Source organism: Hymenobacter sp. UYAg731, from assembly GCF_054061335.1.
The window spans coordinates 610,358-628,441 of record NZ_JBSSEC010000002.1 but is presented as its reverse complement, the minus strand read 5'-3'; the positions used below and the strand labels follow the sequence as shown (position 1 = coordinate 628,441).

The 18,084-nt window shown below is 65.5% G+C and carries 13 protein-coding genes and 1 tRNA gene; 5 read left to right on the top strand and 9 right to left on the bottom strand.

Features of this window, described 5'->3' with window-relative positions; translation table 11 throughout:
• The first annotated feature begins 75 nt into the window (after positions 1–75).
• A tRNA-Pro gene (locus tag ACVWYF_RS07070) sits at positions 76–149 on the top strand.
• Positions 150–284: 135 nt separating this feature from the next.
• Positions 285–947, top strand: a complete 663-nt coding sequence (locus ACVWYF_RS07065) for a hypothetical protein (RefSeq protein ID WP_457066043.1) — start codon at positions 285–287, stop codon at positions 945–947.
• An 81-nt stretch (positions 948–1,028) separates the two neighbouring features.
• Here ACVWYF_RS07065 and ACVWYF_RS07060 read toward each other — a convergent pair whose 3' ends face one another.
• A complete protein-coding gene (locus ACVWYF_RS07060; protein ID WP_457066041.1) occupies positions 1,029–1,547 on the bottom strand; it encodes a hypothetical protein in 519 nt (172 codons plus the stop codon).
• 507 nt (positions 1,548–2,054) lie between these two features.
• Between ACVWYF_RS07060 and ACVWYF_RS07055 the strand changes: the two genes are divergently transcribed.
• Complete coding sequence (locus ACVWYF_RS07055) at positions 2,055–2,354, top strand: hypothetical protein (protein WP_457066039.1); 300 nt, start codon at positions 2,055–2,057, stop codon at positions 2,352–2,354.
• A 9-nt stretch (positions 2,355–2,363) separates the two neighbouring features.
• Here ACVWYF_RS07055 and ACVWYF_RS07050 read toward each other — a convergent pair whose 3' ends face one another.
• The 6 genes from ACVWYF_RS07050 to ACVWYF_RS07025 all read right to left on the bottom strand — a co-directional run bounded on the left by ACVWYF_RS07050 (position 2,364) and on the right by ACVWYF_RS07025 (position 14,077).
• The gene (locus tag ACVWYF_RS07050; RefSeq protein ID WP_457066037.1) at positions 2,364–4,154 is read right to left on the bottom strand and encodes an ABC transporter ATP-binding protein; all 1,791 of its coding nucleotides are present in this window, start codon (positions 4,152–4,154) and stop codon (positions 2,364–2,366) included.
• An 87-nt stretch (positions 4,155–4,241) separates the two neighbouring features.
• Positions 4,242–8,684, bottom strand: coding sequence for a DUF7948 domain-containing protein (locus tag ACVWYF_RS07045; RefSeq protein WP_457066035.1), 4,443 nt, complete (start codon positions 8,682–8,684; stop codon positions 4,242–4,244).
• 97 nt (positions 8,685–8,781) lie between these two features.
• Positions 8,782–9,534 carry a tRNA pseudouridine(38-40) synthase TruA gene (gene truA / locus ACVWYF_RS07040; RefSeq protein WP_457066033.1) on the bottom strand — a complete coding sequence of 251 codons (753 nt, stop codon included), beginning with the start codon at positions 9,532–9,534 and terminating at the stop codon, positions 8,782–8,784.
• A 95-nt stretch (positions 9,535–9,629) separates the two neighbouring features.
• Positions 9,630–11,072: a T9SS type A sorting domain-containing protein gene (locus tag ACVWYF_RS07035; protein WP_457066031.1), complete on the bottom strand. Its 1,443-nt coding sequence runs from the start codon at positions 11,070–11,072 to the stop codon at positions 9,630–9,632.
• A gap of 82 nt (positions 11,073–11,154) precedes the next feature.
• The gene (locus tag ACVWYF_RS07030) at positions 11,155–12,579 is read right to left on the bottom strand and encodes a T9SS type A sorting domain-containing protein (protein WP_457066029.1); all 1,425 of its coding nucleotides are present in this window, start codon (positions 12,577–12,579) and stop codon (positions 11,155–11,157) included.
• Between the two features lie 82 nt (positions 12,580–12,661).
• Positions 12,662–14,077: a T9SS type A sorting domain-containing protein gene (locus tag ACVWYF_RS07025; protein WP_457066027.1), complete on the bottom strand. Its 1,416-nt coding sequence runs from the start codon at positions 14,075–14,077 to the stop codon at positions 12,662–12,664.
• Positions 14,078–14,334: 257 nt separating this feature from the next.
• On the opposite strand from ACVWYF_RS07025, the gene ACVWYF_RS07020 reads away from it, so the two are divergent.
• Entirely contained in the window at positions 14,335–15,024 is a 690-nt protein-coding gene (locus ACVWYF_RS07020; protein WP_457066025.1) for a hypothetical protein, read from the top strand.
• 105 nt (positions 15,025–15,129) lie between these two features.
• On the opposite strand, the gene ACVWYF_RS07015 is transcribed toward ACVWYF_RS07020, so the two are convergent.
• The gene (locus tag ACVWYF_RS07015; RefSeq protein WP_457066023.1) at positions 15,130–16,335 is read right to left on the bottom strand and encodes a thiolase family protein; all 1,206 of its coding nucleotides are present in this window, start codon (positions 16,333–16,335) and stop codon (positions 15,130–15,132) included.
• Between the two features lie 90 nt (positions 16,336–16,425).
• On the opposite strand from ACVWYF_RS07015, the gene ACVWYF_RS07010 reads away from it, so the two are divergent.
• Entirely contained in the window at positions 16,426–16,899 is a 474-nt protein-coding gene (locus ACVWYF_RS07010; RefSeq protein ID WP_457066021.1) for a DUF4293 family protein, read from the top strand.
• A 76-nt stretch (positions 16,900–16,975) separates the two neighbouring features.
• On the opposite strand, the gene ACVWYF_RS07005 is transcribed toward ACVWYF_RS07010, so the two are convergent.
• Positions 16,976–17,974, bottom strand: coding sequence for a DUF4476 domain-containing protein (locus ACVWYF_RS07005; RefSeq protein WP_457066019.1), 999 nt, complete (start codon positions 17,972–17,974; stop codon positions 16,976–16,978).
• Positions 17,975–18,084: the final 110 nt, after the last annotated feature.

The window sequence follows — 18,084 nt, the reverse complement described above, 5'->3', positions numbered from 1 at the left end:
AACTTCTGAGTTCGGAGGCTTTTTTCGGCCGCTACTATTGGAACAAGAAAACCGGTCGCCCCATCGACCGGCTTTCGGGGTGTAGCGCAGCCCGGTAGCGCGCGTCGTTCGGGACGACGAGGCCGTAGGTTCGAATCCTGCCACCCCGACTTTTTCCGCCAACCAAAAAGACCCCCTCTTGCAACGGAGAGGGTCTTTTTTTGCTCATACCCATACCGGAAAGTCGTTGAGTTGCGTTGCGGAGCTTTCCATCACTTCAACCCAACGTTTCCTTTCCCTTTTTTATGAAAAAGAACTTTGTACTGCTTGCTCTGCTGGGCGGCATCACTACGGCAGCGCACGCCCAAACTGCTATCCCGGCTGGCACAGTGTCGCTTGGGGGCAATGTGGGCTACTCCCGGCGCACCACCAATGCCCAGGTGACAGGCACCAATTTGAGTAGCGAATACGTGGCCAGCCAGTTCCAGATTGCCCCCTCCTTGGGCTATTTTGTGGCCGACAATCTGGCGATTGGCTTGAGTCTGGGCTACTCTGCCACCAAAAATACCTACACCAGCAACTTCGCAAATTCACTTTCGGACCTCGACCCCAGCACCACTTTTCGGGGCGGAGCCTACGTGCAGTACTACAAAATGCTGACCGACCAGTTTGGTCTGGTGGGCACACTCGGGGGTGGCTATCAGTACAACCGCAATATCATCGTTTATGGGCCGGCTGGGAATATGGGTTCGGTCGAAACGAAGCAAAAGGGCTACTACGCCAACCTGACACCTGGCATTATTTACTTCCCGATTCCGAAGCTGGGCATCAGCGCCACCGTGGGCAGCCTGGCGTATAGCCGGCTGAAAGAAACGCCGACCAGTGGAGAGCCGGTGAGCACCGAATTTAGCGCTGGCTTCGGGCTGAGCCAGCTGCAGTTTGGCGGCACTTACTACTTCGGCCGCTAAACCGGATTTGAAAACAGTAAAAAGCCTTCCGGCCAATTGGTCGGAAGGCTTTTTTGTGCGTCAGGCGGCCATTGCCTGGCCTTATTTCACCCCAATCCAGACCTCTGACTCATCGCCGGTACCGAAGCGTTCCAAGTAAAAGTCGCCGCGCTGGGTGAGTTTTTGGGCTTTGATGGCCTCCAGGGCGGCGGGATAGAGCTTGTTGGGGGCCAGCAGGTAGCTCACGCCTGTGAGGCAGGCGGCCAGCACACGTTGCCCGGCCGGCACCACGCGGTAGCGGAAGCCGGTGGGCAGGGCCTGCGTTGTATCGGCCAGGGCCAGGCCGATGAAGGCGCGGATGGTGTCGTGAGCCGTTTCGGGGTCGTTGAGGTAAAGGTTGGCCAGGTCGCCGTGCAGGCGGGCCTGGGCATCCTTGGCCTGCCGAAACAAGTTGCCAAAGGCATCGCCGGTGACCTTGCCGTGGAAGGGCTGGCCGGCCAGATACAGCGGCGCGGCCGTGGTTTCGAGGGTGATTTTGGGCTCGCGGGTGCCGCCGAGGTAGGCGTAGGTGCCGGCCGCGATGAGGGTGAGCAGAATGATGGTGAGAAAGAGGTAACGCACGGCGTGGGGAAACAGGTTAAATTGCAGTAGGGTAGGGCGAAAACACGAAATCGGTTGGCCTGTTTACCGCGCTGCAAACTTACTCGTGCGCTCATGAAGCTCTACCGAATACTCCTCGTGATACTGGTGCTGGGTAGCCGGCAGGGGACTGCCCAAACAAATGCTGCCGCCTCGGAGTGGGCACCGCGCCGGTGGACGGTGAGTACCCAACTGGCGGCCTATCCCCGCGTTGCACTGGCCGAAGCAGTTGATGGACAAGGAGGAACGGACCGCGTTCGGCCCTGGCCCGTGATGCTGACGGTGGCCTATCGGACGGAGCACCAGGCCAGCCTCCAAGTCGGCTTGCTGATACGAGCGGACCCGGCGCATACTATTTCGGCAAGCAACAGTTCGGGTACCTATATAAATCGAAAGCGGGCTGTGACGTGGATGGTGCCCATCGTGACACAGATACATCTGCTGCTGCCCCAACCTAAGCGGTGGCAAATCGACTTTGAGATTGGTCTCATGCCATTGTCCTCCCAGTACAACGAAGAAACGACGCTGACTGACGTGCGAACGGGCCAAACTTCAACGACCGGTACCACCCGGTATTCCTACAGCGACATCCGATTCCTCGGCGGCCTGGGTGGCGCGTTTGCGCTTACCCCAAACCTCAGCCTCACCGCCGCCGCCCGCGTGACGTTCTCGTTCCTGGCAGCAATAGTCGGCTCGTATCTTTCGAACAACGGCATCAAGAATGACATCACCCCCTTCGCCCCGGCTCTGAGTACGGGCGTTAGCTACCGGTTTGGAAAGACGCTCTAAACCGGCCCGCTATTCCGCGTTAAGCGAAGCATCGGCCACGACGTACTGCATGCGGTAGAGCTGGGCGTAGTAGCCGCCTTCGATGCGCAGGAGTTCCTCGTGGGTGCCGGTTTCCTTGATTTCGCCTTTGTCGAGCACGATGATTTTATCGGCTTTCTGGATGGTGCTCAGGCGGTGGGCGATGACGAGCGAGGTGCGGCCCTGCATCAGCTTTTCGATGGCTTCCTGAATCAATTCTTCAGTTTCGGAATCGACAGAGGACGTGGCTTCGTCGAGCACGATGATGTGGGGCTGGTACACCATGGCCCGCACGAAGCTGATGAGCTGGCGCTGGCCCACCGAGAGCGTGGCCCCGCGCTCCATCACGGGGTAGCCGAGGCCTTCGGGCAGGCGCTCGATGAAGCGGCGCGCACCCACGAGGTCGGCCGCTTCCCAGATTTGGGCGTCGGTGATGGTTTGGTTGCCGAGGGTGATGTTGTCGCGGATGGAGCCGGCGAACAGGAAAACGTCCTGAAGCACGATGCCGATTTGGCGGCGCAGTAGGCTGAGGTCGTACTCGCGCAGGTCGCGGCCATCGATGAGGATGCTGCCGCCCTGGATGTCGTAGAAGCGGCTCAGCAGGTTGATGATGCTGGTTTTTCCCGCGCCGGTCGCGCCCACGAAGGCGATGGTCTGGCCGGGCTTCACGTGGAAACTGATGTCCTTAAGCACCCAGTCGGGCTCGTTGTAGGCAAATTTGACGTGCTTGAATTCGACATCGCCCTTGAGCTCGGCGGGGGCGAAGGTGCCACTCGGGGCTACTAATTCCTGGTTATCGAGGAGCTTGAGGAGGCGCTCGGTGCTTACCAAGCCGAGTTGCAGGGTGTTGAACCGGTCGGCAATCTGGCGGATGGGGCGGAAGAAAAGGGCGTTGTACATGATGAAGGCGATGAGTGCGCCCTTCGAAATCGAGCCCTCAATCTGGCCTTGCGCCGCGTACCACACCAGCAGGCCTACGCCGATGGCCCCGAGCACCTCGGCCACCGGGAAATAGATGCTATAGTATAGCACCGAGCGGATGTTGGCGTCGGTGTGCTCCTTGTTGATGGCCTCGAACTTGCGGAATTCGCGCTCCTCGTTGTTGAAAATCTGGACCACGTTCATGCCCGTGAGGTGCTCCTGCACGAAGGAGTTAAGCTTGGCCACAGCCGTCCGCACGTCCTGAAACGAGCCCTTGATTTTCTCCTTGAACACGTAGGTGCTGAACAGCAGCGGCGGAATCACCGACAGGCTGATGAGCGTAAGCCGCCAGTCGATGTAAAACATGAAAGCCATGATGAAGAGCAGCTGCAGAATGTCGCCCACCATGGCCGCCAACCCCTCGCTGAACACATCGGACAGGGTTTCCACGTCGGAAATGTTGCGCGTAACGAGTACGCCGATGGGCGTCTGGTCAAAGAACTTCAGCTTGAGGCTGAGCAGGTGGCGGTAGAGGTCGGTGCGGATGTCGCGCACGATGTACTGGCCCAGCCAGCCGCCGTAGTACGTCTGCAGGTAGCTCACACCAGCGTGAGCCACCAGCAGCACTAGCAGCAGCAGAAACATGGTGTTCAGGCTCTTCATGTCGCCCTGCTCGATGCTGACATCGACCATGCGCTGAATGAGGAAGGGCCGCAGCGTGCCCAGCACGGCCGTGGCCACGGTGAGCACAATGAGGCCGATGAAGACGCGCCGGTAGGGGCGTACGTAGCCGAGCAGGCGGCGCAACACGGCCCAGTCGAAGACCTGGCCGGTTTTGGTGGCGGAAGTGGTGGGGTCCATAAGTGAGGGCAAAGGTCGGGAGGAAACCGTGGCCGGGGCCAAAGAGTTGGCCCCGGAACATTCCGAGGTGCCCCAAGCATTCTGGCTCTACCGCACAATTTCCACCCAGCCCTTCACCCGCGTGGTCCCGTCGGCATCGTGCAGCAGGTAGTAGTAAAGGCCGGCCGGCAGGCCCGCGCCGGCCCATTCATTATGATAGGTAAGAGAATCGAACACCGCCTGGCCCCAGCGCGAAAACACCTGGAGGCGGCCGGGGCAGCCACCGATTTCCGGGGCGAAGGTATCGTTCAGCCCGTCGGCGTTGGGGGTGATGATGTTGGGTACGCGGGCGGCCTGCACCTCCACGGTGGGCAGCGTTAACTGGTTGGGGCAGGCCCCGGCGGGCGCGGCGGGAAGCGTGGCCAGCGGCTGGTAGCGGCCGGCGGCGGCGTACAAATGTTCCACCACTGCGCCGGTAGCTGGCGGCGTGCCATCGCCAAAATCCCACTGCATCTGCCCGGCTGCCGCGCCGTTGGCCTCGAAACGGAGGCGGCGCGGGGCGCGGGTATTGTTGGGGCAGGCGGGCACCGTCCAGCGGGCCTGGGCCGAGAGTTGGACGGGTACGGTCACGCGGTAAGGGGCCGGGTCGCAGGTGCCGGGCAACTCGTAGTAGAGCGTGGTAGTGCCCGGCGTGACGGGCGGCGTGAAGAGGCCGGCGGCCGTCACGCCCGGCCCGGTCCAGGTGCCGCCGGCCGGGCTGGCCCGCAGTGGCAGCGGCGCGGGGCTGGTACAGAGCACGGTATCGGCGGGCAGATGCACGGCCGGCACCAGGCTCACATTCACCGTTTGGGTGATGGTGAGGGGGCAGCGGATTTCGGCAAAATCCCAGGTGTAGGTGAGCGTGTGGCGGCCCGGCCCGGCATCGGAGGGGTTGAAGCGGTTGCCCACCACCCCCGGCCCGCTAAACACGCCCCCCGCCGGCGTGGCCGTGAGCATGATGCCGTGCGGCGGCGCGGTCAGGCAGAAGCTGACATCGCCCACCGGCGCGAAAAACAGCGGCGGCAGCGCCAGCACCCGCAGGCGCAGGGTGGCGGCCATGGGGCAGTCGGCGGCGTTGGCCGGGGCCGGGCCGGCGTAAGCCAGCGTTTGCACCCCCGCCAGCGCGGCGGTGGGCGTGAAGAAGAACCCCGAGGCCACCGAGCCTGATACGCCCGGCCCGGTCCATACGCCGCCCGTGGGCATGGCCGTCAGGGGCTGCGGGCCAGCTACGGCGCACAGCAGGGTATCAGGGGCCGATACCGCCGCCACGCCGCTCGTGTTTACGGTAATGGTGCGGTTGGCCCGGCCGGGGCAGGCCGGTGAATTGTTAATCGGGCCGGTATACAGCAGGGGCTGTGCCCCGGTGAGCAAGGGGCTTGGAGTGAAGAAGAACCCCGAGGCCACCGAGCCCGACACGCCCGGCCCGCTCCAGGAGCCGCCCAGCGGCAGGCCACCCCGCAGCCGGAAGGGCCGGGTGCTGAGGCAGAAAGCGGTATCGGGCGGGGCCGCGCCGGTGGGGCCGGGCGGCAGCACGGTCATGCGCAACGTGTCGGTCACGGCCTCGCAGTCGGTATCGCCCTGGAAGGTATACAGGAGAATATGCGGCCCGCCCAGCAGGGCCACCGTGGGCGTAAACACGAAGCTGCCAATGGAGCCCGACACGCCCGGCCCCGTCCAGATGCCGCCCGGCGGCGTGCCGCCCAGCGTTACGGGCGGGTCGTTGAGGCACACCTTGCGCGGCGGCAGGGGCGTGGGGGGCGGCACGGCTTTCACCACCATTTGCAGCACGGCCAGCACCGGGCAGCGCCCCGCCGATACCTCGTAGGTGATGGCGTGGCTGCCCGGCCCGGCCAGCACGGGGTCGAACCGGGCGGTGCCCGGCACCACGCCCTTGCCGCTCCAGGTGCCGCCCGCCGGCAGGCCCGTGAGCGGCACCGTGGGCTGCGGCACCCCCGCCCGCAGGCAGAAGATACGCAACGGAGCCGATGCCGTGGCCCGGCCCTGCGGCAGCACCGTGATGCGCCGCGTGCTGGTGCCGGTGCAGCCATTGGCCGCGCCGGGGCTGGTGTAAGTAAGCACGTTAAGGCCCAGCCGGGAGCTGTCGGGCTGAAAGGTGAAGCCGCCGCCTACCGAGCCACTCACGCCCGGCCCCGTCCAGGTGCCGCCGGCCGGCGAGCCGCCCAGCCCCACTGCCCCGGTCCGGGCGCAGACTGAGAGCGTATCGGTGCCCGCCGGCGAGGCCGCCGCCAGAAACGCAAACTTGAAGGCCGCGTTGTTGCAGCGCGGTGCCCCGTTGGCCGCAGCGTAGGTGAAGGCTCCCGGCGGCACGGGCAGGCTGCCCACGCCCGCGCCGCCCTGGTCGCAGGCGCACACCGCCTGGTATAGGATGCCCTGAGCATCGAAGCGCGAGGTGCCACCGTCGACGTGGTCATCGGCTGAAGTTCCGAAGAAGGTGGCGTAATCGAGCACCCGCGCCCCGTCGGAAAGCTGCATCAGGTAGAAATCCTGGCTGTCGGTGTTGTTTTGGAGGGCGTTGGCGGTCACGGGCAGGCCGGTGGTTGAGCCGTTGTTGGGGTCGAGCCCGCCGCCCCAGCCCGCCAGCAGAATGCGCCCATAGCAGTCCACCCCAAAGGCGGTGGGGGAGATGTCGGTGGTGGTGCGCCCGCTACCAAACACCGTGGCAAACACCGACGAGCGCAAATCCGAAGCCAGCTGCTGGATGAACTGCTGGCCCTGTGCCGTGTGGTAGCGCGTGGCATCGAGGCCGGGCCAGGCCGGGGCCAGCGTCTGGCCCAGCACGTACACCTGCCCGCCCGCGCCCTGCCGCACGAAAAACGCCTGGTCGTAGGCGCTGGTGCCCAGGTAGGTGCTTTGCAGTAGCGCGCCGCCGGGCAGCAGGCGGGCCACAAAGCCATCCACGCCGCCGCCCGGAGTGGCCTGGTAGCCGCCCGCCGCCCCGGCCAGGCCCGGGCTGTTGGTACCGCCGGCCACCAGCAGCCCGCCACCGGCTTCCTCCCGTTGCAGGGAGTAAGCGGCATCGGCCCCGGTGCCGCCGAGCAGGGTGGTCCACCGCACGCGGCTGAAACTGGAATCAAGGCTGGTGACGAGGCCATCGGAGCTGCCACCGTGGTAGTTGCCGGGCACCAGGCCGGGGAAATCGGCCGAGCCCGTCACGCTGGCCACGTACACGTTGCCCTGCGGGTCGAGGGCCAGGTCGCCCCGGAAGGCGTCGCCGTAGTTGTGGCGCAGGCGGGGCGCGGCAGCGGCCGGGTCTAGCAAACCATCCGTATCCGTGCCGCCCAGGTAGGTGCTGGCCCGCAGCCGGCCGCCGCCCGCACTCAGGCGCGTGAGTACGAGGTCGGAGCCGCCGCTGAGCACGAAGGGCGAGTTGCTGCCGAAGGGGGCCACGGCCGGGCCGCCCCGCAGCGCGTGGCTCAAGGCCGTGGTGGTGGTGGGAAAATCGGTGGAGGCGGTGGTGCCGAGCAGCAGCAGCTCGTTGCGGTCGTTCACCAGCAGGCTGTGGGGGAATTCCAGGTTGTTGCCGCCCAGGTAGGTGGCCCAGGCCCGCGCGCTGGGGCCGGTGGCGCTGGTCGTAAATTTCATGATGGCGATGTCGGTGCTGCCGGCAAAGGCCGTCTGGTAGGCCCCGGTCGTGACCGGGTAGCCGGCCTCAAACACCACGCCCGCCGTGTAGAGGTTGCCCGCCGCGTCGTGCGTGGCCGCGAAGCCCCAGTTTTCCACCGGCGAGCCCGTGTAGCTAGCAAACTGCACGGCCGGGTCAATCACCAGCGGCCGGCCGGCATCGTACTTCCCCAGCCGGAAGCTCACCACTTCGCCGCGCAGCACGAAGGCGCAGGCCACCGGCTGCCGCGCGCCCGTGGCGGGGTCCGTCTGCCAGGCCTCGGGCCGGAAATCAGTCAGCACACCGGCCGGCGTCTGCACCCGCAGCTGGCCGGTGGCGGGGTCCAGGCGCAGGCCGTCAGCCCCGCGATAGCGCCACTGGGCCTGGGCGGGGTCGGCCCCGGCGCTTAGCAGCAGGTCGTACTCGAACTGGTGGGCGGGGCTCTCTCTCAATAGCAGGTCGATGCCGGCCCAGAGCCGGCGGTAGCGCAATTGCCGCCAGGCGCGCACGTCGGTAGCCCAGTGGGCGGCGTCGGGGCCGCGCAGGTAGTGCCGGCGGCCGGCGGCTTCGGTTTCGCCGTCGGCGGTGAGGATGACGGCGGCGCTGGGCTGCACGAACTCCAGGCGCAGGCCATGGGCGGGGAGCTGGCCATCGGCCCGGCCGGCAGCGGAAGGACCATGCCCCGGCAGCCCGGCCGTGAGGGCGTAGGTGAGGCCGGTTTTCTCTACGAACAGGCGGGCACCCGGAGCCACTTGGGCGGCGTAGCGGGCGTGGGCATCCCACTGGCCCCGGTTTTCAACGAATTCAATGGTGCGGGCCGCTTCCTGCGCCCAGGCTGGGCGCGAGAAAAGGGCAGCCAGCACCAGCAACAGAGTAGCTGTCGGGCGCATAAGCAAACGGAGGAAAGGAAGGCCAAAGCTGGCCTGCTACTACGCGCAAAAACAGTGCCTTGCCCGCAACGCCGCTCAAGTTAAGCCGCGCCGGCCGTTACGCCGGCACGATGCCGTCCTCGTACTCCACCCGGCTCAGGAAAAGCCCTTTGGCCGGGGCGGCGCTGCCGGCATCTACCCGCTTCTGCGCCCACAGCAGCTCCTGAAACTGGCGGGGCGTAATCTTGCCCCGGCCCACGTCGAGCAGCGTGCCCACCACCAGCCGCACCATGCCCCGCACAAAGCGGTTGGCCCGGATGCGGAATACCCAGCCGCCGGGTGCCGGATGCCAGCCGGCGGCCGTGCAGTAGCAGACGTAGTGGTTTTCGCCGCCCTTCACTTTCGAGAAAGACGTAAAATCAAACTGTCCCACCAGGTAGCCGGCCGCCTCGTTCATGGCCGCCACGTCCAGCGGGCGATCCACGTACAGGGCCTGGTCGCGCCGGAAGGGGTTGGGCTCCGTCACCACGAAGTAGTCGTAGTTACGTTCCTCGGCTGAGAAGCGGGCGTGCGCGTTGGCCGGCACGGGGTGCAGGCGCAGGGCCCCGATATCGGGCGGCAGGGCGCGGCGCAGGCGGTAGAGCAACACGTCGAGCGACAGGGTGTCGGGCAGGTCGGCATCGAAATGCGCGACCTGGTGGCTGGCATGCACGCCCGAATCGGTGCGGCCGCTGCCCAGGCACCAGGTGGGCCGGCGCAGTATCTGGGTCAGGCAGCGGTCAATTTCGGCCTGCACGGTGGGCATGCCCGGCTGAATCTGCCAGCCGCAGTAGGAAGTGCCGTCGTAGGCCAGGTGCAGGAAGTAGCGCATGAAGCACAAAAGTAAGGCCACTGGAGCGCGAACCATCGGTTCGCGCTCCAGTGGCCGGGCCGCGAACCACCGGTTCGCGCTACTGAGCTATGGCGCTACTCCACCACTACGCGGCGGGCCAGGGCCGCGCCGCCGGCCCGCAGGCGCAGGGTGTAGATGCCGGTGGCCAGCCCACTGGTGGCTACCGTGAAGCTGGCCGCGCCCACGGCCGGGCGGCGCACCACTTGGCCCAGGGCATTGAGCAGCTCGGCCTGGGTGGGGGCGAGGCCGGCCGGCAGCCGCACCGTGAAGGCCTCGTGGGCGGGGTTGGGGGCCAGGGTGAGGTCGGCGGGGGTGGGGCGGGCGGTGGCCAGATAGGTGCCGGTATTCAGCAGCACTCCAACGTTGTTGGTGCTGTTTGCAAAAAGGCTCGTCACAATGTCCAGCCGGCCGTCGCCGTTCAGGTCACCCAGCGCTACATCAGACGGCGTGGTATTTGGGCCGATGGCAAAGACCACGGCGGCCGCAAAAGTGCCGCCGGCCAGTCCTGGCAAAACGCTCACCGAGCCTGCGCCATTGGCCGTAACAATATCCAGCCGCCCGTCACCGGTTACATCGCCCAGGGCCACGCCTATGGGCGTGTTGCCGTTCGTCGAATAGGTGCTTGCGAACCCGAACCCGCCACTGGCCTGCCCCAGCAATACACTGGTTGAGGCGTTGTTCGGGTCAACGAAGACAATGTCCAACCGGCCATCGCTGTTCAGGTCGCCCAGCGCCACATCATTCGGCGAGCTATTGGCACCAGGCCCGAAGGAATAAGTCGTAATCAGGGCAAAAGTGCCGCCGGCCTGCCCCAGCAGGACACCGGCCGCATTGGTCTTCGCCGTGACGATATCCAGCTGCCCATCGCCGTTCACATCGCCCAGTGCTACGCCGGCCGACCCGCCCGCTCCGGTTGCGTAGGCACTCACCGGGGCAAACCCCCCACTGGCTTGGGCTAGCAGCACGCCCATTTCATTGTTATAAGAGTTGGTTGTGACAATGTCCGGACGACCATCGCCGTTCACGTCTCCCAAAGCCACGGCCCCCGGCATCTTGTTAGAGCCAGCCGAATAGATGCTGACCGGGGCAAAGCCGCCCGTGGCCTGCCCCAGCAGTACCCCCGCCGAATAGGTCCGTTGGTTGGCCGCGACGGCATCCAGCCGCCCATCGCCGTTCACATCGGCCAGGGCAATGCCGTTCGGTACACTGCCCGACCCGGTAGAGTATTCGAAGCCGGGAGAGGCAAAGCTCCCGCCTGCCAGCCCGGGCAGCACCGCCACCCCGTTGCCCGCGTAGTTGGATGCCACCACGTCGAGCCGCCCATCGCCGGTTACATCGCCCAGCGCGACCCCGGAAAGGGCACCGCCCGAACCGCTCGAATTTGCACCGGCCGAATAGAAGCTCACCGGCCCGAAGCTTTGGCCCCAGGCGGCCGGCCCCGCTGTGCCCAGGGCCAGCAGCAGCGCCCCGCGCCGGGCGTATGTCAAGAAGGTAACGGAAGTAAAAGCGTGTTTCATAATAGTGGAAAGGAAAAGGACTACCCGCGCCAGTAGTAGCCGGGCGGCCCCAAGATAAGAGCGCGGCAATTAAGCTGCGGCGCTACTCCACCACCACGCGGTGGGCCAGGGCCACGCCGCCGGCCCGCAGGCGCAGGGTGTAGATGCCGGGGGCCAGCCCGCTGGTGGCTACCGTGAAGCTGCCCGCGCTCACGGCCGGGCGGCGCACCACTTGGCCCAGGGCATTGAGCAGCTCGGCCTGGGTGGGGGCGAGGCCGGCCGGCAGCCGCACCGTGAAGGCCTCGTGGGCCGGGTTGGGAGCCAGGGTAAAGTCGGCGGCGGCGGGGTGGGCGGTGGCGAGGGGCGTGTAGGTGCCGGTGTTGAGTAATACCCCGATATTATTCGCCGTAAACGTAAAAAGTGCCGAGACGATATCGGGCCGGTTATCGCCGCTCACATCGCCCAGCGCCACGTCGGCGGGATTCGTTCCGGTGCCGGTGGTCAGATTTTGGGCCGTTGCGAAACCGCCACTGGCCTGTCCTACCAATACACTCACGCTGCTTCCGGCATTGGCCGTGACAACATCTAACCGCCCGTCACCATTCACATCGGCCACAGCTACACCTTGGGGAATAGAACCGGTGGCATAGAGGGTGACCGGTGCAAAGCCTCCACCAGCCCGCCCCAGCAGTACGCCGACCTTCGCGGTGGCGCTGTTGGCCGTGATGATGTCGGGCCGGCCGTCGCCGTTCACGTCAGCCAGGGCCACATCGGCGGGGCTGCTGCCGGTACCGGTAGAATAGGCTACGACCGGAGCGAAACCGCCGCTGGCCATCCCCAGCAGCACGCCGGCTTCATTGGTATTGTTGTTGGCCGTGACGATATCGAGCCGGCCATCACCGTTCGTGTCGCCCAGGGCTACGCTATATGGCTGGCTGCCCGCACCCGTAGAATACGTGCTGACGGCTGCAAAGCCGCCGGCCCGGCCCAGCAGCACGCCCACCTCGTTGGTAAAAAAGCTCGCCGTAACAATGTCGGGCCGGCCGTCGCCGTCCACATCGCCCAGCGCCACGCCGATGGGGTTGCTGCTGTTTGTGCCGGTAGCATAGGTGACGACAGGGGCAAACCCACCCCCTACCTGTCCGAGTAAAACTCCCACGGAACTGGTGCTTTTATTGGCCGTGACGATGTCGAGCCGGCTATCGCCGTTCACATCGCCCAACGCCACGGCGCTTGGCACGCTGTTGGTGCCAGTAGGATAGGTGACGACAGGGGCAAAACCGCCCCCGGCCCGTCCCAGCAGTACGCCCACCCCATTCGTTCCGTAGTTGGCCGTGACGATGTCGAGCCGACTGTCGTTGTTTACATCGCCCAGCGCCACGGCGGTGGGGGCCGTCCCCGAGCCGGTCGAGTAAATACTCACCGGCCCAAAGCTCTGCCCCCAGGCCGCTGGCCCCGCCGCGCTCAAGGCCAGCAGCAGCGCCCCGCGCCGGGCATATGTCAGCAATGGAGTAGAAACGTGTTTCATAATAGGGGAAAGGAAAAGGACTACCCGCGCCAGTAGTAGCCGGGCGGCCCCAAGATAAGAGCGCGGCAATTAAGCTGCGGCGCTACTCCACCACCACGCGGTGGGCCAGGGCCACGCCGCCGGCCCGCAGGCGCAGGGTGTAGATGCCGGGGGCCAGCCCGCTGGTGGCTACCGTGAAGCTGCCCGCGCTCACGGCCGGGCGGCGCACCACCTGGCCCAGGGCATTGAGCAGCTCGGCCTGGGTGGGGGCGAGGCCGGCCGGCAGCTGCACCGTGAAGGCCTCGTGGGCCGGGTTGGGGGCCAGGGTGAGGTCGGCGGCGGTGGGGTGGACCGTGGCGAGGGGCGTGTAGGTGCCGGTGTTGAGGAGGACGCCTACTTGGCTGGCTCCGGCGGTCATGATGATATCTGGTCGGCCATCTCCGTTTACATCCCCCAGCGTCACATTGTCGGTTTGATAATTTGAATTGACGGGGTAAGAAATGGCCGGGGCTAGGCCGCCGCCAGCCAGTCCCAGCAACACGCCCACATTGTAGCGGTTCCCGTTAGCCGTCACTACATCCAGCCGGCCGTCTCCGTTCACATCGCCCAAGGCAGTGGTTTGGGGGTAGTTCTGGCTACCGGCCGAGTAGGAAACCACGGGAGCGAAGGTGCCACCGGCTTGCCCCATCAATACGCCCACTGCGCTCACTACTGGGTTGGCCGTTACGATATCGGGCCGGCCATCGCCGTTGATGTCGCCCACGCGCACGCTCGTGACGAGCCCCCCACCGGGGTAGGATATTGGGGCGCTAAAGCTGCCGCCGGCCTGCCCCAATGCCACGCCTACGGTGCCAGTATTAATATCGGCCGTCACGATATCGGGCCGGCCGTCGGCATTTAAATCGGCCACCACTAGGTCGTAGGTCCCGCCGCTGGGATAGAATACCGGGGCCGCAAAGGTGCCGCCGGCCTGTCCCAGTAATATGCTGGCAGTTGTATTCATGTTGCCGGAGATGATATCGGGCCGGCCATCAGCATTCACATCGGCCAGCGCTACGCTGCGCGGGTTGGTACTGGCACCCGTGGTATAGGGCACCATGGCGGCGAAGGTGCCGCCGACCTGCCCCAGAAACACGCTCACCGCACTGGTGCCGGCATTAGCCGTTATAATGTCGAGCCGGCCATCGTTGTTCACATCGCCCAGGGCCACGCCCGTCGGAAAGCTGTTGTTGCCGGTGGGGTAAGGCACTCCCGTGGCGAAGCCCCCCCCAACTTGTCTAAGCAGGACGACGACGCTGTTGGCGGCAGCGTTGCCCCGGCTAACCGCCACGATGTCGGGCCGGCCGTCGCCGTTCACGTCGCCCAGGGCCACTTCGCCGGGTGCCCCGGCTCCGGTCGCATACTGCATCAAAGGCCCAAAACTCTGGCCCCAGGCGGCCGGCCCCGCCGCACCCAGGGCCAGCAGCAGCGCCCCGCGCCGGGCGTGTTTTTTCAATAGAAAAGTAAAAGCGTGTTTCATAAAAACGAGGAAAGGAAAAACCCGCGCCAGTAGTAGCCGGACCGCCGCCGAAGGTACGGGCGCGGCCCGGAAACGTTCCGGGACCTAACCGGCACTGGCGAAAGGCATCCGGAAACGTTCCGGCACCCATCCGGCACCAGCGCAGGGGCCACGGACGGCTTATGGCAGCTATATGGCAGCAAACCTGTAGCTTAGGCCCCGCGCCGCTGCCACGATGCGGCGGTTTTATTCACCTTTTTCTCTTTTCCAATACCCCCATGCTGAACCCTACCCCGTTCTTCGCCGACTACTTCGCCACGACCGACGTGACGCTGCCCCGGCTGCAAAAATTCTCGCTCGACGTCCTCCAGCGCCTCGCCCTCGACAACCCCGGCGGGGCCTTCACCCAGCTCATTGCCGACCTTACCGCCTACCACACGGCCCTGTTCGGCTCCATGGCCGCCGCTGATGCCGGTACCAGCCAGCGCCGCACCAGCGCCCAGCAGATGTGGGGTGCCCTGGCCGACCTCCAGCACGAGCTTGAGGAAGACGAGGACTTCATCGAGTACAAAAGCAAGAAAACGCCGGCCATTCGCCTGGACTTCTTCCCCAACGGCCGCACCGAGTACAGCAAAGCCAGCCTGCTCACCGCCGACCTGCTCTTTGCCCGGGCCGAAACCGCCGCCACTATTCACGCCACCGCCCTGGGCACCGAGTTCGACGCCGCCCGCTACACCAGCCTCTACGCCGCCTTCCAGGCCGGCCGCGACGGCATCGGGGCCGGCGACGAACAATCGGCCAAGGCCCGCGCCGAAGCCCAGACCCACCGCCAGGACCTCACCCTACGCCTCACCGATGCCGTGAAGCTCGTGGCCGCCCACTTCCCGCGCGATGAGGCCCGCGCCGTCGCCTACTTCCGCCTCGGCCTGTTGCAAGCCCCCAAGCCGGAAACGATGGTGGTAGTATAAACGAGTAGGAGCGGGTCTCGCCCCCGCCCGCCGTGCGCGCCGTTTTACCGGGTCGTGCAACGACGGGCGGGGGCGAGACCCGCCCCTACAAAGGTTTTTGCGGCGTTACAGCTTCTCGTAAATCACGGCCGCACCCTGGCCCACGCCCACGCACATCACGGCCAGGCCGTAGCGCATGCCCTCGCCGCGGCGGTGCATCTCGTGTAGCAGCGTGGCCGTGATGCGCGCCCCCGAGCTGCCCAGCGGGTGGCCCATGGCAATGCTGCCGCCGTTCACGTTCACCTTGGCCATGTCCAGGCCCAGCTCGCGCACGCAGGCAATGCTCTGGGCGGCGAAGGCTTCGTTGAGCTCAATCAGGTCGATGTCGGCCAGCGTCAGGCCGGCACGCTGCAACACCTTCTGGGTGGCCGGAATCGGGCCGAGGCCCATCACCGAGGGGTCCACGCCGGCCACGGCCGAGGCCACCACCCGCGCCAGGGGCTTCAGGTTGTACTTCTTCAGCGCGTCGTCGCTCACCATGAGCACGGCCGCCGCGCCGTCGTTGATGCCCGCCGAGTTGCCGGCCGTCACCGTGCCGCCTTCGGGCTGGAAGGCGGGCTTGAGCGTGGCCAGCTTCTCCAGGGGCGAGAAGCGGGGCTGCTCGTCGGCATCAAACAGGGCCGTGTCGCCCTTGGGGCTGGCGATGAACACGGGCACGATTTCCTTGCGGAAGCGGCCTTTCTCCAACGCCCGGGCATACTTGCGCTGGCTTTCGAAGGCGAAGAAATCCTGCTCCTCGCGGGTCACGTTGTACTGCTTGGCCACGTTCTCGGCCGTTTGGCCCATGGCGAAGGGGTAGTGCAGCTTGCTCAGCTTGGGGTTGATGAAGCGCCAGCCCAGGGTGGTGTCGTGGGCCGTGAGCTCGCGCCCGAAAGCCGATTCCGACTTGGCCATCACGAACGGAGCGCGGGTCATGCTCTCGGCCCCGCCCGCCAGGTACACGTCGCCCTCGCCGCACTTAATGGCGCGGGCCGCGTCCATGATGCTTTGCAGGCCCGAGGCGCAGAGGCGGTTCACGGTATTGCCGGGCACGGTGACGGGCAGGCCGGCCAGCAGCGCGGCCATGCGGGCCACATTGCGGTTGTCTTCCCCAGCTTGGTTGGCGGCTCCGATAATGACGTCCTCAATGGCGGCCTTATCAACGGTTGGGTTGCGGCGCATGAGCTCGCGGAGCACGTGGGCGGCAAGGTCGTCGGGGCGAACGCTGCTGAGCGCACCCCCAAATTTTCCAATCGGGGTACGCACCGCGTCCACGATATAAGCAGTTGGCATTCGTAAGGTAATAATGGCGGCGCAAGCGCCGGATGGGATTAAATTTGCGGCCCGGGCATTGGCCCGGACCTGTTCTACACTACAACAAAGATGATACAAAGAATCCAAAGCGTGTTTTTGCTCTTGCTGGCCCTGGCCATGCTCAGCCTGCTGGCGCTGCCCCTGTGGCACAAAGTCGATGGCCTCACCCACCAGGAATTAACCCTCACCGCCTTCGGCTTCGATGCCAAAGGCCTCACGGTGCCGGCCGGCATCGGCCCGGTCTGGCTCATCGGGGCGCTGGCCGCCGCCTCGGCCGCGCTGGCTTTCTATGAGATTTTCCAGTTTCGCACCCGCCTGCGCCAGCTCATGCTCGGCTCCATCAACCTGCTGCTCATCACCGCCACCCTCGGGGCCGAGTTCTACTTCCAGACCAAGGGCGAGCAACTACTCAACCTCAAGCTTGAAGGCCAGGTGCTCATTGCCTTCTACCTGCCCACGCTGGCCCTGCTGCTCAACCTGCTGGCCAACCGCTTCATCCGCCGCGACGAGCAGCTGGTGCGCAGCGCCGACCGCCTCCGCTAAGGCTTTGCCAGACAAAAAGGGCCGCTGTCGTCACGACAGCGGCCCTTTTTTGTGTTCAATCGACTCGGCCTGATACTCAGCGCTGGGAGGCGCTGTTCACGGCCTGCTCCACCGCCTTGGCTCCGCTTTCCGTCTCGAAAGCATCGTACACCCGGTCGAAATTCTCGGGGTCGCTGACATGCGAAAAGGCGAACGTGGCCAAATCAATCCGGCAAGCCTCGGAATTAATGCTGCGTAATAGCCGGCTCAAATCATCGGCCCGCAGGCTGCGCTGGGCCAGGCCCTCCTTAGCCGCGCTCAGCTTGCTGACTTCGGCAATGCGGCCCTGCACGGTTTTCAGCAGCGCATCTACATCCTGTGGGGCCAGGATGCGGTAGCTGCTCGTGGCCGTGCCGGGGTAGTTGCCGGGCGTGGGGCCGTTGTTGTAGCCGCCGTTAGGATTATTCGGATTGTTGCCGTAGTTGCCCCCATTGGGCGTGTTGGGGTTATTGCCATAGCCGCCGTTCGGCGTATTTGGGGTGCCGTAGCTAGGGCCGGCGTTGGGGGCTGGCGCGTTGTTGTAGTCGTCGTTGTCGTAGCCGGTGTTACCTCCGTTGTACGGGTCATTGTTACCATAGCCACCCTGGCTGCCACCCTGGCCGTAGGGCGCGGGGCCATACCCGGTAGGGCTGTTGTAGCGCCCGCCGCCGTTGTTGTAATAGCCGCGTCCACCATAGCCAGGTGCATACAGCGCCACCGCGTTCACCTGCTGAAGCGTAATGGGCCACCCCGGCCGCGTCACCAGCACAAACGTGGTTTCGAGGCCGGGCTCCAGCCACACGCGGCTGCGGAAGCGCACGGCCCCGCCATACGCCGTGGGCAGGCTGAAATCGGCCCAGTGCTGGCCGGGCATCAGTTGGTCGACATGTACCTGCCGGGCCAGGCCTCGCGTGAGCGGCCGCCCATCGAGCACTAGCCCAAACGGTACCCCGCGCTCCGACGAAAAGTTAACGTTAGCCGGCACCGGCGGATGCGCCATTGCGGGAGCCACGGCGGCAAACAAACCCGCCAATGCCAGAAGTAGAGCCTTTTTCATTGCAGTAAAGGAGAAATAAACGACCAGAGAATCCGGTCGCTGCATAGCTATTTCCAAAACCTGTGCCACGTTTCAGCGCCCGCGTGATGGTTGCATAATCGGTGTACCGT

What these genes read in the sequence shown, in the direction of transcription:
- ACVWYF_RS07065 (WP_457066043.1), top strand. Translation starts at nt 285, where the DNA reads ATGAAAAAGAACTTTGTACTGCTTGCTCTGCTGGGCGGCATCACTACG.
- ACVWYF_RS07055 (WP_457066039.1), top strand. Translation starts at nt 2,055, where the DNA reads ATGCCATTGTCCTCCCAGTACAACGAAGAAACGACGCTGACTGACGTG.
- ACVWYF_RS07050 (WP_457066037.1), bottom strand. Translation starts at nt 4,154, where the DNA reads ATGGACCCCACCACTTCCGCCACCAAAACCGGCCAGGTCTTCGACTGG.
- ACVWYF_RS07045 (WP_457066035.1), bottom strand. Translation starts at nt 8,684, where the DNA reads ATGCGCCCGACAGCTACTCTGTTGCTGGTGCTGGCTGCCCTTTTCTCG.
- truA (WP_457066033.1), bottom strand. Translation starts at nt 9,534, where the DNA reads ATGCGCTACTTCCTGCACCTGGCCTACGACGGCACTTCCTACTGCGGC.
- ACVWYF_RS07035 (WP_457066031.1), bottom strand. Translation starts at nt 11,072, where the DNA reads ATGAAACACGCTTTTACTTCCGTTACCTTCTTGACATACGCCCGGCGC.
- ACVWYF_RS07030 (WP_457066029.1), bottom strand. Translation starts at nt 12,579, where the DNA reads ATGAAACACGTTTCTACTCCATTGCTGACATATGCCCGGCGCGGGGCG.
- ACVWYF_RS07025 (WP_457066027.1), bottom strand. Translation starts at nt 14,077, where the DNA reads ATGAAACACGCTTTTACTTTTCTATTGAAAAAACACGCCCGGCGCGGG.
- ACVWYF_RS07020 (WP_457066025.1), top strand. Translation starts at nt 14,335, where the DNA reads ATGCTGAACCCTACCCCGTTCTTCGCCGACTACTTCGCCACGACCGAC.
- ACVWYF_RS07015 (WP_457066023.1), bottom strand. Translation starts at nt 16,335, where the DNA reads ATGCCAACTGCTTATATCGTGGACGCGGTGCGTACCCCGATTGGAAAA.
- ACVWYF_RS07010 (WP_457066021.1), top strand. Translation starts at nt 16,426, where the DNA reads ATGATACAAAGAATCCAAAGCGTGTTTTTGCTCTTGCTGGCCCTGGCC.
- ACVWYF_RS07005 (WP_457066019.1), bottom strand. Translation starts at nt 17,974, where the DNA reads ATGAAAAAGGCTCTACTTCTGGCATTGGCGGGTTTGTTTGCCGCCGTG.